17 protein-coding genes and 1 tRNA gene are annotated in these 16,541 nt (G+C 44.4%); 10 read left to right on the top strand and 8 right to left on the bottom strand.

Annotated features, from left to right (window positions below):
- Positions 1–930 carry an SGNH/GDSL hydrolase family protein gene (locus DDT91_RS06485; RefSeq protein ID WP_187175333.1) on the top strand — a complete coding sequence of 310 codons (930 nt, stop codon included), beginning with the start codon at positions 1–3 and terminating at the stop codon, positions 928–930.
- Positions 931–1,004: 74 nt separating this feature from the next.
- On the opposite strand, the gene DDT91_RS06480 is transcribed toward DDT91_RS06485, so the two are convergent.
- Complete coding sequence (locus DDT91_RS06480) at positions 1,005–2,087, bottom strand: glycoside hydrolase family 43 protein (RefSeq protein ID WP_187175332.1); 1,083 nt, start codon at positions 2,085–2,087, stop codon at positions 1,005–1,007.
- 121 nt (positions 2,088–2,208) lie between these two features.
- Between DDT91_RS06480 and DDT91_RS06475 the strand changes: the two genes are divergently transcribed.
- Together DDT91_RS06475 and DDT91_RS06470 are read left to right on the top strand one after the other, a co-directional pair.
- Positions 2,209–2,460, top strand: coding sequence for a DUF6364 family protein (locus tag DDT91_RS06475; protein ID WP_187175331.1), 252 nt, complete (start codon positions 2,209–2,211; stop codon positions 2,458–2,460).
- Positions 2,457–2,861 (top strand): PIN domain-containing protein, encoded by a 405-nt coding sequence (locus DDT91_RS06470; protein ID WP_187175330.1) that lies wholly within the window; start codon positions 2,457–2,459, stop codon positions 2,859–2,861. The genes DDT91_RS06475 and DDT91_RS06470 overlap by 4 nt, the downstream gene beginning before the upstream one ends.
- A gap of 44 nt (positions 2,862–2,905) precedes the next feature.
- Here DDT91_RS06470 and thrC read toward each other — a convergent pair whose 3' ends face one another.
- The 6 genes from thrC to DDT91_RS06440 all read right to left on the bottom strand — a co-directional run bounded on the left by thrC (position 2,906) and on the right by DDT91_RS06440 (position 9,660).
- Positions 2,906–4,204: a threonine synthase gene (thrC, locus tag DDT91_RS06465; protein WP_187175329.1), complete on the bottom strand. Its 1,299-nt coding sequence runs from the start codon at positions 4,202–4,204 to the stop codon at positions 2,906–2,908.
- Positions 4,205–4,212: 8 nt separating this feature from the next.
- Entirely contained in the window at positions 4,213–5,142 is a 930-nt protein-coding gene (locus DDT91_RS06460; RefSeq protein WP_187175328.1) for a homoserine kinase, read from the bottom strand.
- Positions 5,142–7,592 carry a bifunctional aspartate kinase/homoserine dehydrogenase I gene (thrA, locus tag DDT91_RS06455; protein ID WP_187175327.1) on the bottom strand — a complete coding sequence of 817 codons (2,451 nt, stop codon included), beginning with the start codon at positions 7,590–7,592 and terminating at the stop codon, positions 5,142–5,144. The genes DDT91_RS06460 and thrA overlap by 1 nt, the downstream gene beginning before the upstream one ends.
- Positions 7,593–8,056: 464 nt before the next feature.
- Positions 8,057–8,512, bottom strand: coding sequence for a hypothetical protein (locus DDT91_RS06450; protein ID WP_187175326.1), 456 nt, complete (start codon positions 8,510–8,512; stop codon positions 8,057–8,059).
- A gap of 5 nt (positions 8,513–8,517) precedes the next feature.
- Entirely contained in the window at positions 8,518–8,979 is a 462-nt protein-coding gene (locus DDT91_RS06445; protein WP_187175325.1) for a nuclear transport factor 2 family protein, read from the bottom strand.
- A gap of 3 nt (positions 8,980–8,982) precedes the next feature.
- Positions 8,983–9,660, bottom strand: a complete 678-nt coding sequence (locus DDT91_RS06440) for an SDR family NAD(P)-dependent oxidoreductase (RefSeq protein WP_187175324.1) — start codon at positions 9,658–9,660, stop codon at positions 8,983–8,985.
- 58 nt (positions 9,661–9,718) lie between these two features.
- Here DDT91_RS06440 and DDT91_RS06435 point away from each other — a divergent pair, with 58 nt between their 5' ends.
- Both DDT91_RS06435 and DDT91_RS06430 read left to right on the top strand, forming a co-directional pair.
- Positions 9,719–10,606, top strand: a complete 888-nt coding sequence (locus DDT91_RS06435) for a mechanosensitive ion channel family protein (RefSeq protein ID WP_187175323.1) — start codon at positions 9,719–9,721, stop codon at positions 10,604–10,606.
- On the top strand, positions 10,593–10,931 hold the full coding sequence (locus DDT91_RS06430; protein ID WP_187175322.1) for an MGMT family protein: 339 nt from the start codon (positions 10,593–10,595) through the stop codon (positions 10,929–10,931). Before DDT91_RS06435 ends, DDT91_RS06430 begins: the two co-directional genes overlap by 14 nt.
- Here the strand turns inward: DDT91_RS06430 and DDT91_RS06425 are convergent.
- Complete coding sequence (locus DDT91_RS06425) at positions 10,928–12,373, bottom strand: sodium:solute symporter (protein ID WP_187175321.1); 1,446 nt, start codon at positions 12,371–12,373, stop codon at positions 10,928–10,930. The two genes, DDT91_RS06430 and DDT91_RS06425, sit on opposite strands and share 4 nt — an antisense overlap.
- Positions 12,374–12,425: 52 nt before the next feature.
- On the opposite strand from DDT91_RS06425, the gene DDT91_RS06420 reads away from it, so the two are divergent.
- The 5 genes from DDT91_RS06420 (at position 12,426) to DDT91_RS06400 (ending at position 16,531) form a co-directional block, all read left to right on the top strand.
- Entirely contained in the window at positions 12,426–12,719 is a 294-nt protein-coding gene (locus tag DDT91_RS06420; RefSeq protein ID WP_187175320.1) for an ATP-dependent Clp protease adaptor ClpS, read from the top strand.
- A gap of 11 nt (positions 12,720–12,730) precedes the next feature.
- Positions 12,731–13,339 carry a recombination mediator RecR gene (recR, locus tag DDT91_RS06415; RefSeq protein WP_187175319.1) on the top strand — a complete coding sequence of 203 codons (609 nt, stop codon included), beginning with the start codon at positions 12,731–12,733 and terminating at the stop codon, positions 13,337–13,339.
- Between the two features lie 261 nt (positions 13,340–13,600).
- Positions 13,601–13,674 (top strand) — tRNA-Ala (locus DDT91_RS06410).
- A gap of 49 nt (positions 13,675–13,723) precedes the next feature.
- A complete protein-coding gene (locus DDT91_RS06405; RefSeq protein WP_187175318.1) occupies positions 13,724–14,032 on the top strand; it encodes a GIY-YIG nuclease family protein in 309 nt (102 codons plus the stop codon).
- 471 nt (positions 14,033–14,503) lie between these two features.
- Positions 14,504–16,531, top strand: coding sequence for a PKD domain-containing protein (locus tag DDT91_RS06400; RefSeq protein WP_187175317.1), 2,028 nt, complete (start codon positions 14,504–14,506; stop codon positions 16,529–16,531).
- Positions 16,532–16,541 lie beyond the last annotated feature (10 nt).

Below are 16,541 nucleotides of genomic sequence, written 5' to 3'. Positions count from 1 at the left end.
ATGAGATACCGAAAAATTCTATTCCTAATCTTAACTTTCTTCGGTTTTCAGACAACCGGATTTTGCCAAGTCTATTCCATCCCGGAGGACACCAAACGAATTGTTTTCCTTGGGAACAGCATCACCTACAACGGGAAGTTTGTTTCTTACATTGACGCTTATCTTACTTTAAAATACCCTGAAAAAAATCAGGAAATTATCAATGTCGGCCTGCCAAGCGAAACAGTTTCGGGGCTTTCCGAACCTGGGCATGCCAACGGGGAATTCCCAAGGCCTGACCTTCAGGAGCGTCTGCACCGAGTTTTGGAGCGACTCGAGCCCGATTTGGTGATCGCCAACTATGGGATGAATGACGGGATTTATTTGCCCTTTGACGAGGGGCGATTTAATGCTTTCAAGAAAGGAATGGATGGGTTGCATCAGGCTGTAGAACATTCAGGAGCAAAAATCATCCATGTCACTCCCCCGGTTTATGATGAGCGTAAAGGTGCGGCTTATGCCAATGTGCTGGATATTTACTCGGATTGGCTGGTCAGCTGCCTCTATACTAAGGACTGGAAGGTGATCGATCTCCACTGGCCCATGCGGAAAGAACTGGAGGATCGACGGAGCCTAAATCCTGAATTTGCTTTCGCAAAAGATGGCATACATCCCGATGAGTCAGGGCACTTTTTGATGGCAAAAATCATCCTTCTTGGACTTGGAGAAAACGTCTATGAAGCCAAAACCATCGAAGACCTACTCTCTCCATTCAACAAGGGAAATCAGATTCTCGCCTTGATCGAACAGCGGCAGGAAATCCAAAAATTGGCTTGGTTGAGTGAAACCGGACATCTTCGTCCCGGAATTCCGGAGGGACTTTCCATCCGAGAAGCTCAGGAAAAAGTAGCTGAGATCAATCTAGAAATCCGAAAACTGATTACCCCTTGATGGGTTCACTTCTTTGGTCCACAGGATGCTATTGATGATTAAAGCAAAAAAGCCGGCTTAGCACCGGCTTCTCTTTACTTCATGGGTTTGATAGTCTCTATTTTTCCATCAGGCAAGTGAGTCAATTCTGCCATTTTGATGTTCCGAAGTGGGGTTTTCCCAGATAGTTCGGTGTCGTGGTAAAAGAGGTACCATTTCCCCTCAAATTCCACGATCGAATGGTGATTGGTCCAGCCTTCAACAGGCTCGAGTACATTTCCTTGATAGGTAAATGGGCCATAAGGACTGTCTCCAATGGCATAAGCGATAAAGTGCGTGTCCCCAGTGGAGTAAGACAAATAATACTTCCCGTTATACTTGTGCATCCAAGCCGCCTCAAAGAATCGGCGGGCATTGTCCCCTGCTCTGATGGGCGCACCTGTTTCGTCAAGAATGAGAAGTTCCTGAGGCTTTTCTGCCAGTTCGGTCATGGAGTCCGTAAGCTTGGCGATATAAGGCATCAGAGCTTTTTTATCCGGTGCAGGAATCCCATCGGTCGGGCCTTTTCTTCCTGCTATTAGCTTTTGATCCTCATACCATTGAAGCTGTCCTCCCCAGATGCCTCCCCAAAGGAGGTAATAGTCCCTTCCATCCTGAAAAGCCGAGGGATCCATACTAAATGTTCCTGCTATGGGTTCAGGTTCGGCTTGGAAAGGGCCTTCCGGGCGATCAGAAACTGCTACTCCTATTTTGAAAATGTCTTGTTTGTCCTTTGCAGGGAAATAGAGGTAATATTTCTCGTTTCTTTCAGCAGCATCGGGGGCCCAAAGCTGACGACTTGCCCAAGGCACATCCTCGATTTTGAGCGCAACTCCATGATCAGTAACTGTTCCTCCCGGACTTTCCATTGAAAAAACGTGGTAATCCTTCATGTCAAAGTGTGAACCCATGTCATCTTGTGCCACCTTAGTTTCGATGTCATGAGAAGGGTAAATGAAAATTTTACCCTTAAACACATGGGCAGAGGGATCCGCAGTGTAGATATGTTCCACCAAAGGGGAATGTGCAAATTTGGAAGCCGTGGAATTGGCTCTGGTTGTCTGAGCGGTTACCTGGGCCAGTGAACCGGCAAATCCTGCCAAAAGCAGCAGGCTGAAGTAACGACTTGATTGGTGCATGATTAGATTAGGTTTGAGTTAGGGATTGAAAATAGTAAAGGAAGGATCGTTTTCTAAATTTTCTTACCAAACAGGATCAAGAAAAGAGATTGTACGTATATTAGGTTAAAATACACGTGTAATGAAAACCAAGCTAACTTTGACCATCGAAAAATCAGTAATCGAAAAGGCAAAGGAATTTGCGGGCAATTCCGGAAAAAGCCTTTCGGATCTGGTAGAGCGATATTTGGAAAAAGAGATTGCAGAAGCAGAATTGAAGCAAGCCAACATACCGGAGGAGTTCAAAGGGCTTTTTGGCTCGGTCAACCTACCTTCGGAACTGAATGAGAAAGAAGCAATTCGAGAAATTTTAATTCAAAAGCACAGCGGATGAACAGGTATTTTTTGGACACTAATATCCTCTTGGACTTTTTGGGAAATCGGCAGCCTTTTGGAAAATATGCCTTAGAAATTCTTAACAAATCCCGAATCAAGGAATGGGAACTTTGGACTTCAGACAACTCGATTCTGACCACCTATTACATCATTTCAAAAGAAATCGGAGAAGCAGAAAGCAGAATCAAAATCAGCCGGCTCATCAATTTTTTGGAAATACAGTCAACTCAAAAAACACATATCCAACAAGCCTTAGATTCTAATTTTAAAGACTTGGAAGATGGAGTGCAGCATTTTTGCGCTTCCAGTATTCCGGGACTCGAAGGAATCATCACACGAAACAAGAAAGATTTCAAGACGAGTCAAATCCCGGTTTTTGAGCCTTGGGAGGTGGTTTGACTGTATTTTAATAGTATCATTTGATACTATCACTTTTTATATCATCAATCCAACCCCTCCAAAAACCCCTTAAACTCGGCAAAGCTTTTTCCCATCGGGATCACCTGTTTTTCTCCTTGCAGAAAAGCCGCTAATCGCTCGGGTAGCACCAATTTTTCGCCCAATGCTTCCTCGACCACATCCCGGAATTTGCCCGGATGGGCGGTCTCCAGAAATACGCCTACATAACCTGGATTTTCTGAAATAAAATCTTTCAACCCTAAATACCCCACTGCCCCATGCGGATCGAGGGTATAGCCCAAAGGCTGCACTGATTGAATCGCCTCGACAGTCTGAGCGTCGGTGTAGAAATAGCCTTTGACATTTTCCCGAAACAGCTCCTCATCGCTTCCATACAGGGCCTGAAGTCTTCGAAAATTGCTTGGATTTCCCACATCCATGGAGTTAGACACAGTCGGAATCGAAGGCTTTGCTTGGAAGGGTGAGCCATGCAAATACTCCGGAACTACTTTGTTTACATTGGTTGCTGCTACAAAGCGGTCGATCGGTAAACCCATTTGCTGGGCTAAAATCCCTGCTCCGATATTCCCAAAATTTCCGCTTGGCACGGCAAATACGACCTTTTTGCCAGCCTTTGGTAATCGGGAGTAGGCGTAGAAGTAGTACAAGCACTGAGGAATCCATCGGGCAATGTTGATCGAATTGGCAGAGGTCAGAAGCAACTTTTGATTCAAATCCGGATCCAAAAAGGCCTGCTTCACCAAGGTCTGACAGTCGTCAAACACCCCGTCCACTTCCAACACGGTAATGTTTTGCCCGAGTGTGGTAAACTGCATTTCCTGAAGCGGACTGACTTTTCCTTTTGGAAAAAGTATAATCACCTCCACGCCTTGTACACCCAAAAAACCATTGGCAACGGCACTTCCCGTATCTCCCGAGGTAGCGACAAGCACCCGGACTTTTTGGCTTTGCTCCCCTACCAGCATGCTCATCAGCTTGGAGCAAAACCTCGCTCCAAAGTCTTTGAACGCCAAAGTCGGCCCGTGAAACAGCTCCAAACTGTACACCTCCTCCTCCACCTTGACGATCGGTGCATCAAAGGTCAGCGTATGATCCACGAGTTCATGGATCTGCTTTTCACTCAAATCCTCCGAAAACAAGGCGCCAATCACGGCATAGCCGATTTCCCGGAAACTCATTTCGGACATCTTTTCGATGAGTTCTTTGGGCAAAACAGGAATCCGCTTAGGCATGTAGAGCCCATTGTCCGGTGCGAGTCCTTTGATGACCGCTTCGGATAGGGAAACTTTATGATTAGGATTGTTGGTGCTGTAGTACTTCATGGCGTGGGTTATTCGAGGACAAAAGCCCCTTGGGTATTGATCGCGGAGTGGTAGGTATCCACACCGAGACCGATGGAGTCATACACTTGCTGGGCGGCGTCGATGATGGATTGCACAGTTTTTTCTCCTTTGGAAAGGGCAAAAAGCGTCGGCCCCGAACCCGAAATTCCCATACCCAATGCTCCAGCTGCCTTGACGGCTTCTTTTACTTCGTAAAAACCGGGAATCAACGTAGCACGATACGGTTCGGCGATGACATCTCGCAGCGATCTTCCGATCAGCTCGAAATCCTCCTGAAATAGCCCTGCGATCAATCCGGCGACATTGCCTGACTGAATCGTGGAATGCTTCAAGGAGACGTTATCCCGCAAAACCGACCTGGAATCGGAAGTCTTCAACTCAAAATGCGGATGCAAAAGCGTGCAATGCAAGCCTTCCGGCACGTGAAGTTTGATCACATCGAGCGGATGGTAATCCCGAATCAGGACAAATCCCCCAAGCAAACTCGGTGCGACATTGTCTGCATGTCCGGCACCGCAGGCGACTTTCTCAGCCACCATGGCGAAGGGCAACAATTGCTTTTTCTCAAAAGGCTCACCCAATATCCGATTCGCAGCGACAAGGGCAGCCACAGCGCTTGCCGCGCTTGAGCCCATACCGGAACCGAGGGGAAGACCTTTTTCAAGGTAAATTTCCATTCCGACTTGCTGGTCTAACTCGTCCAACATGGCCTGAATGGCAACCGCGCAGGTATTTTTCTCCGCCTCAAAAGGCAACCGCCCTCCGTCGCCAGTTATTGATACAACCTGCAATCCGGGTTCCTTTTTTTCCCTTACCTCCACCACATCGCCCATCGCGTCGATCGCAAATCCAAGAATATCGAATCCGCAAGACACGTTGGCGACAGTAGCCGGTGCAAAAGCTCTGACCGAGTTCATTATTCTCGAGTGTAGTTACCGATTCGAATCACGTCAGCAAACACTCCGGCAGCAGTCACATCTGCCCCAGCACCCGGTCCGCGGATGATCATCGGACGGTCATGATAGCGATCTGTGGTCAAAAGGATCATGTTGTCACTTCCTTTCAGACTGGAGAAAGGATGGGATTCTGGCAAGGATTTCAATCCAACTTTGGCTTTTCCATCTTCAAGCGTTGCCATGAAGCGAAGTTTTTCTCCTTTAGCTTTGGCATCTGCCAAGAGCTTTGCGAAGTCTGCATCATGGCCTTTCAACTTTTCGAAAAATTCATCCACAGATTTTGTGTGCTGACAGTCGGCCGGTACCATGCTTTGGATGGTGATATCTTCAAATTCGAGTTCTTGCTCAGCTTCCCGACCGAGAATCAGGATTTTTCTGGCCACGTCCATTCCGCTCAAGTCATCCCGAGGATCGGGTTCGGTATAGCCTTTTTCTTTGGCTACTTTCACCACTTCGGAGAAAGGCGCTCCATTTTCGAGTTCGGAGAAAATAAAGTTCATCGAGCCGCTAAGCACCGCCTCAATGCGGATGACTTTGTCCCCGGAAAGCATCAAATCCTGCAAGGTATTGATGACCGGAAGGCCCGCTGCCACGTTGGTTTCGTAGAGGAATTTGACTCCACGACGCTTGGCAATCCTCTTGAGCGCACGGTAGTTGTCCATGGAAGAGGAGTTTGCCTTTTTGTTTGGCGTCACGATGGCGACTTTTGCTTCCAAAATCCGCGCATAGGTATCCGCCACATCCTGACTTGCGGTACAATCCACAAAGACCGAATTGGAGAAGTTCATTTCCTCCATTTGGGTGATAAACTTATCCAAATCCATGGGTTGATCGGAATCACTCAGTTCGTGGGGATGCTTCAGATCAAATCCATCTTCATGAAAAGCCATGTATCGGCTGTTGGCCAAGCCGTGAATCTGCACGTCGAGTTCGTTATCCTTCAACAGCTTGTGTTGCTGATGTGCAATCATCTTCATCAAGGCCTTGCCGATCAAGCCGGTTCCCACAAGGAATACATGTAGGACTTTGTTTTCAGAAAGGAAAAATGCCTCGTGCAAGGCGTTGAGAGCCTTTTGCAGATCGGGCTGAGGAATCACTGCGGAGATGTTCAGCTCCGAACTTCCCTGAGCGATAGCTGCCACGTTGATATTGTTTTGGCCCAAAGCACGGAACATACGTCCTGAGGCACCCGGATTTTGCTTCATGTTTTCACCCACTACAGCCACGGTAGCCAAACCGTGAAGAAGGGAAACATGGTCCATTTCCCCGGATTTGATTTCGTAGTAAAACTCCTTCTCGATCGCTTCCTTCGCCAAATAGGACTCCTGAGTTTTGATCGCCAAGCAAATGCTGTGTTCGGAAGAAGCCTGAGAAATCAACACGATGTTGACTTTAGCCTCGGCCAAAGCTTTGAACACCCGGCTTACTGTAGCTCCACCCTCAATCAATCCCGCACCCTGTACGGTCACGATGGAAATATTTGACATGGAGCTGATTCCTTTGATCAGAGCGCCGTGACTCACCTCCCCGTTGATGAGTGTTCCTGGATTTTCAGGCTCAAACGTGTTTTTGATGTAGATCGGGATATTTTTCTTCATCGCCGGCTGCATGGTGGCAGGGAAGATCACTTTGGCACCAAAGTGCGAAAGTTCCATCGCCTCATTGTAACTCAGCTGTGGAATAGTAAAAGCGGTATAAACCAATTTAGGATCTGAGGTCAAAACACCCGAGACATCAGTCCAGATTTCCAAATCATCCGCATCCAAGGCTCCGGCAAAAATCGCTGCGGTGTAATCCGAACCGGAACGGCCCAACGTCGTGGTTTCTCCTTTAGCCGTGGAGGCTATAAATCCGGTGATGACTTTTACTCCGTCATTTTTTACAAAAAAATCTTTGATCAAACTGTTGGTTACTTCATAATCCACTCGGGCCTGGCCAAAGCGGTCATTGGTCCGGATCACATCCCGCGCATCTACAAACTGCGTTTTGATACCTTTTCCGGCCATGGCTTCCGCCAGAATGAAAGCAGACAAACGCTCTCCAAAACTGGCTACATAATCCAGCGTACGAGCAGAATTTTCCTTGATCAAATAAATCCCGTGAAAAAGGTCCTCCAATTCTTTGAATCGGACCTTGACATAGGTCATGACGGTGGATTGGTTTTGTACGGCGATGAGCTGACGGACAATGTCGAGGTGCTTTTCTTCGAGGGTTTGAAGAAGGTCTCTATAGGCTTGGTCACCTTCCCGTGCGAGTCTTGCGATGGTCAGAAGGCTCTCGGTAACACCTCCAAAAGCTGAAAAAACAACGGCGATTTCATGATGCCTGAGCTTGTCCTGAAGGATAGCAAAGACTTTTTTGATGTTTTCGGGGTTCGCTACGGATGAACCTCCAAACTTGATGATTTTCATAGATAGAAATAGGTTGCTGGAAACTAATATCTGGCCAAAAAAGGCCTCAGGGGCGGGTACTCAATGATCACGACGGGTCACCCCGTAATCATCGTGGTCATCATGCCGGTGATGGTCATCAAAAAAGCAGCAGCCTCGCCAGTCATCTGGAAAGGAACAGAAAAAACGTAAGATTGAGCTGCAAATACCATAGGTTGGTGTATTGACTTGACAATCTTACAGCGAAAAAACCGATTGACCAAGAAAAAATTCAATCGAATGAGATTTTTTTAGATTTTTTTCACTGAAAAGTCTTAAAAATTGCTCATTCAACAATTTGAACCAAAGGAAATATCCTTATTTCTGAAAAGCACAGTAATCCTTTAAAATGAAAGGCGGTCAATACACCCGGAAAATAAAACGCTCATCATTTCTCAATAAATTTTTGAAACGATGAGCGTTTTGAAATTTGGGAATAGAGAAAATTAAGCCAATTCTTCGATGACTTGCATTTTGCCCCGGAAGTTTACCTGATCTTTCTTTTTCTTTCCGATTAGCAATTCCCCAAGAGGAGAGTTTTTGCTCAGTAAAAACACTTTGGCCTCTTCCACTTTGACTTGCCCAACACTTACCGCAAGCAAAAACCACTCCGTGCCAAGCTTCACCAAAGCACCTTCCTGTACTGTTGGTGGGGTATCTTTGATGGTGTTCAATCTGTACAATTCTTCCAGATCAAGCTTACTTTGTTTGATTTGCTTTTCGATAGAATTTAAATCTTGGGTCATAGTCTCCCGGCTGGTTTCGTATTTGTCACCAGCACTGTTTTTCTCTTCTTCCAGGATACTTTCTATAATATTTTTCCGCTCTTCAGCCAAAAGGATTTCTTTTTGTTTCAGCAGATCAATGGCAGTTTGATAGACTTTCGCTTTGAATTCGTTCATAAAATTTACTCTTCACAAGGTTCTTTTCTTCGGGTATCGATGATGTAGACGATTTTCCAGCCTTCGGCCATTTTGACCAGCTGAAAGGAGTTGACTCCACAGTGGCTGAAATTGCCATTGACATAGAATCGGTAAGGAGTCCATGCCGAGGCCATAGTGCCGTCCACTTTGATTTGGTAATCCAAAATTCGCTCATCCAAAGTGGTCTCAGCAGGGGTCGTCGCAATTCTTTTGATAAAATCAGCTACTGAATTGCTGCCGACGGTGCTACCCTCGGGCTTCGCTTGGACTGTTTGCATGAGTCCATCAGAATAGAATGCAGCGGCGACTTGGTCCGCATTTTTTGATTTCATGCCTTCAAAAAGGCTCCGGATGACTTCTTCCACTGCTTTTTCTTCAGATTGGGAAAAAGCAGGAATAAATAAAGTAAAAGCCAAAATGGCTGATAAAAGGATTCGCTTGTACATATATTATACTCCTCCGTAAAGTTTAAATGTCATCTGCCTTAAAGAAGGCGTGTTCAACGCATAATGCATCGCCTCTGCGATGTCTGCGGGATTCACCCATTTTCCGAAATCCGAATCTGGCATCGCCTCCCGATTGGCAGGAGTGTCGATGATGCTTGGCACAAAGACATGCGTTCGGATATCTGTTCCTTTGACTTCTTCCGCCACAATTTCAGAAAGTGAAATGACCAATTTCTTACTAAGGGAATACGCAACCGTACTTGTAGCATCCTGAAGCTGAAGGGCAGGTCGAGCTCCTACAAATAGGAATGTGCCATGCATTTGCTTTTTGAAAAGAGGAAGAAATCCTGACACCATCGAAAAAGCGCTGAAAAAATTCAGCTGAAACATGCGGTTCAACTCTTTTTGGGTGGTAGACTCCAAACTTCCCATCGCGAATCCTCCGACAATCATGGCAATAGCATCCAACTCGCCAAACTGAATCTGGTACTCTTTCACAAAGTCAGCAACTGCCTTCTCGTCAGTCACATCCACTTCGTAGGTCACATCTGCTTCTTCAGCCACTTCATTGGCGTCAGGTTTTACCAAGGCAATCACATGATAGCCTTCGCGTTTAAATTTCTCCACTACTGCACCTCCTAGGGCGCCCGCAGCTCCGGTTATGATTATATTTCTGCTCATCAGTCCTTCTAATCCGTCCTATATTTGCTAAAATTAGCCCTAATTTTTCGATTGAACCATGAATCACCTCAAAAGCAGCATCCGACTCAAGGAAAACGTAAGAAGAAGAAACTTTGCATTTAAACTAGTCATCCTGATTTTATTGGAGATTTTCTATGCAGGGGATACTTTTTTAAGACCTATTTTAGAGAAATACGAAATTTTAAATCACATCATAAGGGCATTGATTTTTCTCCTCAGTGCCAACCTGATCATTTCCTTAGGAAGGATCATTACCCTGAGAATTTACCTTCAGCAGCGGGAGGAGACCAAGGTTCAGCCCAATTTCGTAGTGGGTATTGACCGCATAGCCACCTTACTGAATATGTTCGCCATCCTGATTTCCTTGATGTTGGCGTTTGGAATTCGACCATTGGAGTTTCTGACCAGTATTACCATCGTGGCAGCGGCCATCGCTTTGTTGACCAAGGATTACATTACCAATATTGTCAACGGACTGATCATGATGTTTTCTGATCAGTTGGAGATTGGCGACAAGGTTCAAATCGGAAGACATACTGGATTCATCCGGGATATCACGCTTATCAATTTGGTTTTGAAAAATGATTCCGGAGAAATTATCCTGATCCCCAATACCATGGCCTTGTCCACAGATGTGGTCAACTTTTCAAAAAACAATACCCATCAAGTTATTTTTGATTCGGAGGTCTCAACGAAAAATGAAATTTATCTCAATGACCTGGAAGAAAAACTGGAGCTTGTCCTGGAAAAATATCCTGAGTTTGTCTTCAAGGAAGGTGCCCAGCTCAACATACTGGAAAGAAAGGCAGAAACCATTTTGATTCGGTTCCAATTCCCCATCAAAACAGGTGAAAAGCCAACTGAAATTCAAGTGAAAAAAGCAATCAACCAAGCCTTGATCGACTGGAGACATGAACAACGATAAGCCAAATTATTTTGATCTGGTGTATCAGGTCGTCCGCGAAATTCCCAAGGGAAGAGTGACCAGTTATGGTGCCATTGCCCATTATTTGGGATTGAAAAGCGGCGCCAGAATGGTCGGATACGCGATGAATGCGGCTCATGCCATGCCCGATGTGCCTGCCCAACGAGTAGTCAATCGCCAAGGACTGTTGACAGGTAAACATCATTTTGGCGCACCTACACGCATGCAGGAATTGCTGGAAGCAGATGGAATTCGAGTAGAAAATGATCAGGTGGTGGACTTCGATCGAGTATTTTGGGATCCTGAAAAAGAGCTTGGGATTTAGGCTTTCTTTCGGATCAGATACAATTCCAAAAACATCAAAGCTCCGTTTAGAATTAAGGCTTCAAAACCGAATTTGTACCCCCAAAGCAATTTTTCAGAATTAGAGCTGATCAAATAGGTAATCAAAGGAGCGGCTAAGGCCAAGTAGGGAACCCATTTATCTTGCACTTTCAACTTGGTAAATAGTCCAAAGGAATACAATCCCAATAAAGGCCCATAGGTATACCCTGCGATGATAAACACCGAATTGATAACACTTTGATCATTGAGCCAATAGAAAGCCAGAATTAAGAAAAACATCAGGCCAGTAAAAGCAATGTGGACCTTTTTACGAATGGCTACTCGTTCTTCGGGGGCATATTTCCGCTCAATCTGGAGAAAATCATAACAAAACGAAGTAGTCAAAGCGGTCAGCGTGGAATCCGCACTGGAATAAGCCGCAGCAGTAATTCCTAGGACAAAGACTATTCCGGTAAAGGCAGAGAAATGCTGGGTAGCCAGCATCGGGAAGAGCTGGTCAGACTTGGCGGGTAGAGCAATTCCCTTTGCTTCTGCATACAGGTACAGCATGACTCCCAGAGAAAGAAACAAAATATTGACCACCACGAGAATGATCGTAAACCAAAACATGTTTTTTTGGGCATCGCCCAAAGTGCGGCAAGTGAGATTTTTCTGCATCATGTCCTGGTCCAAGCCTGTCATGACGATCGTGATAAATGCGCCCGAAATAAATTGCTTGAAGAAATTGGTGCCTGCCTTCCAATCCCAGTTGAAGATCGCGGATCGATCATCTTGATTCACCGCGGAGATGTAATCCCCTAGGCTTTTGATCTCCAGATCTTTCCCGATCAAAATAATAGTAATCACCACCGACGCCAGCATAAATGCCGTCTGCAGAGTATCTGTCCAAACTACAGTCTTGATCCCCCCTCGATAGGTGTAAAGCCAAATCAGACCTACCGTAATTAATACAGAAACCCAAAACGGAATACCCAAGGAATCAAAAAGAATCAGCTGCAGCACACTTGCCACCAAATACAATCGGAGGGAGGAGCCCAAAGCCCGGGAGAGTATGAAGAAAAAGGAGCCTGTCTTATAAGACCAAAAGCCAAATCGCTCTTCGAGATAGGAGTAAATCGAAACTAAATTAAGGCGGTAATAAAGCGGCAAGAGGACCTTGGCAATGGTGAAATAGCCCAAGGTATAGCCTAAAACAACTTGGAAGTAATAGAAGTTTGTATTACCGACTTCTCCGGGTACTGAAATAAAGGTCACACCAGACAGTGAGGCCCCTATCATCCCAAAGGCCACCAAAAACCAAGGAGACTGTCGATCTCCTGTAAAAAAAGTGTCCGCGGTGACTTTTCGAGAGGTAAACCAAGAAATCAGAAAAAGTAAAAGAAAGTAGGCCGAAATGACTAAGAGTACGACTTGGGGATTCATAAAGCTAGCGTCTGTCGCTCGCTAAGTTGTCCATTATTCTTAATTTTGCCAAATGAACCAATTCAGTATGCCCCTTCCCGAACTAGAAGAGATTGAACTCCTCCTGGAGGAATTGATCGATCAGGAAGCACATGACCTGGTCGTGTTCAATGATGACGTCAATACCTTTGAACATGTGATTCAAGTATTGATGAAAGTGTGCAAGCATTCTCATGAACAAGCGGAACAGTGCACCTTGATCATTCATTACAAAGGCAAATGTTCAGTCAAAAAAGGTTCTCGCGAAGAATTGAAGCCCATGTGTGAAGCTATCCTTGAGGCCGGAATACAAGCAGCCATCGTTTAATTTATCCTTCCTTGAACTTCCCCTCCAAATTGATCGAAGATGCAGTGACGGAAATTTCCCGACTGCCTGGCATCGGCAAAAAGACAGCTCTGCGCCTTGCCCTGCATTTGCTAAAGCAAAATGAGGCAGTTACCGAAGCATTAGCATTGGCCTTGACACGGATGCGTGAAGAGATCAACTATTGCAAGACCTGCCATAATATTTCCGATCAGGAAGAATGCAGTATCTGCCAAAGCCACAGACGAGACCGTTCGTTGATTTGTGTGGTAGAGGATATCCGAGATGTATTGGCTATTGAGAACACCAATCAATACATGGGCCTATATCATGTGTTGGGCGGAGTGATTTCACCTATTCAAGGCATAGGTCCTGAGGAGCTAAAAATCGAAAGCTTGGTTTCCAGAATCAAAGAGGGAGGAATTCAGGAGGTGATCTTGGCGCTTTCGGCAACCATGGAGGGAGATACTACCTCTTTTTACCTGAGTAAAAGACTAAAAGAATCCGGAGTTAAAGTCAGCACGATTGCAAGAGGCATTCCCGTGGGAGGAGAATTGGAGTTTACAGATGAGGTCACTTTAGGAAGAAGTATTCTGACCAGGATAAATTATTCTCAGGATTAAAGAAATTATTTGCTTCAAACCAATCTCGGCCTATATTTGCACCTCGAATTGGGGGTTAGCTACCCGATTGCTATCGGGAAGGTCAACGGTTCGAGTCCCAAGAATATATGGGGAATTAGCTCAGTTGGCTAGAGCGTCCCGACACCAGTCGGGAAGGTCAACGGTTCGAATTCTAAGTAAAATATGGGGAATTAGCTCAGTTGGCTAGAGCGTCCCGACACCGGTCGGGAAGGTCAACGGTTCGAATTCTAAGTAAAATATGGGGAATTAGCTCAGTTGGCTAGAGCGCTACACTGGCAGTGTAGAGGTCATCGGTTCGAATCCGTTATTCTCCACAAAGACAAGCTTAGTGCTTGTCTTTTTCTTTTTAAGACCATTTTAGCCATGTATTTTGTCTATATACTTTTCAGCTCAAAGTCTGGTAAGTACTACATCGGTTCTACAGACAATACTGAAGCAAGATTAAAGCATCATAATGCAGGAGCAACTCCCTCTACCAAATCAGGAGCTCCTTATTGGGAAATCAAATACTTCGAAACTTTGCCCGATCGAACTGCCGCTTTGAAGCGGGAATTAGAAATCAAAAACAAAAAAAGTAAACGATACATCGAATGGTTGATTAACTCAGTTGCCTACCGCGTCCCGCTAGCTAGCGGGAAGGATCCAGAAAAATTGGGACAGCCTATCGGTTGAAATTCTTCAATTCACAAGAAGATGAATTGAAAATTCCAAACCTTCCTTTCTCCATTTCCTTAGGTATCGACTACTTCATTTAATTCCATTAACCTTGGCAAACACCTGGTAAAAACCAAAAAGCTTTCTGAAAAGCTAGTACCTCCTTTCAGGCAACCAATCTCGAACATCGACTGAAAAGCTTTACCTTATTCTAACTTTTTATTTACAAATTATTGCCTTTGGAAATATTATGAATCCCATCAATTAACATGAAATTAAACATACAATAAAACAAAATTTATCACACTTTATTTGTTTTTCATTTTTAAATCAAGGTAAGAAGTCAATGCTTTTTAATTACAATTAGAAGCAAAAAAAATTGTTATTTAAGAGTGTTTTTTATATTTATACCAGTTTCGAACTCTGGATATATAGTTAATAAAAATGGAATTATTTACTAAAATAAGAAACCATTTATTAATTGCTTTATTGTTTATAGCAACAGCATTTCCATATACACTTTTTGCTCAAAAATGTCCTCAGGCAAATATCACAGCAACAAATTATGAGCTAAGAAAGCAAGATGGCTCGCCTTTTCTCATTACTGATAATTATGTTGCCGGGCAAACATTGGTCAATGGTAAAATATTCGTAAAACTTGGCGGTTCTACTACAAGTGGTTACAACCTTACCATGGTGTATGATATCTATGTTAATGGTACTCCTCAAATTCTCAGGAAACAAAGTTGTCTATTTGTAGCCTCTCCTATTGTACAAGGTGTATTTGTTGAAGTAACAGATTTCAGTTGGATTTGGGGGAATAAAATTGAAATAAGGAACATTTTCATCACTTGGGACACAGGGTCTCCTAAAGCAAATACTACCTGTCCTATATTAACCCAAACAGATATCGATGGTATCAACTCTCAGTGTTACTTCAGCGGGACTGGATTTACTGCGGTCACTCCACTCTACCCAAGATTTACCTACTCATCAGCCTGTAATTCAAATGTTGTCTCTTTCACTAATAATACTTCAGGAGGCGCTACACCTTACACCTACAGCTGGAACTTCGGAGGACTAGGAACCTCCACTTTGAAAGATCCAAGCTTCACTTTCCCTCAACCAGGAAATTACACTGTAAGCCTAACAGTGACTGATAGCCAGACTCCAACCCCTACGGTCACCACAGTTTCCAGTAGTGTAAACATTCCCGCCCCAATCTCCATAAACGGCACAACTTCCTCTACTCAATTAAATGGAAGCACAGGAAGTATCGATGTAACTGTCACAGGAGGTACAGCACCCTATACTTTCCTTTGGACTTATCCAAACGGATCTACCAGAACTACTGAAGATATTTCGTCTTTACCACAGGGCACCTACTCCTTTTTGGTGACAGACGCCTTGGGATGCACCCAAACAGCTCAATTCATAATATATGATCTTTTAACTCCAAACTTCACCTACACCCCAACTCTGTGTAATTCCCGGATTCAATTTACAGATACTACTTTAGGAGGAACTCCTCCACTTAATTATACCTACTCGTGGGACTTTGATGATGATGGAATTTCAGATTCTAATCTGCCTAATCCTATTCACGAATTTGCTGGATCAGGAAATTACCCTGTCAAATTAACTGTCACCAATGGCTCGTCGACAGTTAGCGTAACTAGGAACATCTATATTGATCCCAACCTGACGATTCAGGTCAGTATTTTTCCTACAAAAATCAATGAGAGTTCAGGAATCATTTATGTACAAAGTGTCACAGGAGGAACTCCCCCTTACAGCTATTACTGGACTGGTCCAAACGGATTTACCAGTACCAACAGAGACATTTTCAACCTGGCAGACGGTCTTTATAGATTGACGGTCACTGATGCAAATGGCTGTACCCAGACCGTAGAATATGTTATGGACGTCGCCTCTGTTTTGCAGTTGGACTGGAAATCCATCGATATAAAAGAAAGCGGGACTAAAGTCTCTATTCAATGGGAAATGAATGCTGAAAAAGAGGGCAGCTATTATGAAATTGAAAGAAGTTTTAAAGATGTCCTCGGTTTTTCCAAAATAGGTGAAATGCCAGGCAAAGGCACATCCCAATCTCCGATCAGCTATTCATTTATTGATGAAACATTTCCTGTATTTGAACAGCTCATGTATTACCGTATTGTACATCACTATGCAGAAACAAGCACATACAGTCCGGTGAAAATGGTGCAAAGAGAGGTTGAGGGAAGAACAGAAAGTAAATGGGTGGCCTTCCCAAACCCAAGCAGAGACGGTAGGATTCAATTGAAATATTTAGGCGGAAATCTCTCATTTGGTGAACAAGTCCAAATACAGGCCATCAATGGAGGGAATTACTTAAAAACCATAGACTTGGTGATTGGAACAGACGGGGTACTTTGGCTGGATCAGACTCTAGGATCACTCCCATCTGGATTAACCCTTCTCAGAATTCAATGGAAAGATCATTCCGAGACCATTAAGGTTATTCGGTCTGATTAGAAAATGGATT

Origin of the sequence: Algoriphagus sp. AK58, from assembly GCF_014324365.1 — a bacterium.
GTDB lineage: Bacteria > Bacteroidota > Bacteroidia > Cytophagales > Cyclobacteriaceae > Algoriphagus.
The sequence above is the reverse complement of the archived record's forward strand: the minus strand, read 5'-3'. Positions and strand labels throughout refer to the sequence as shown.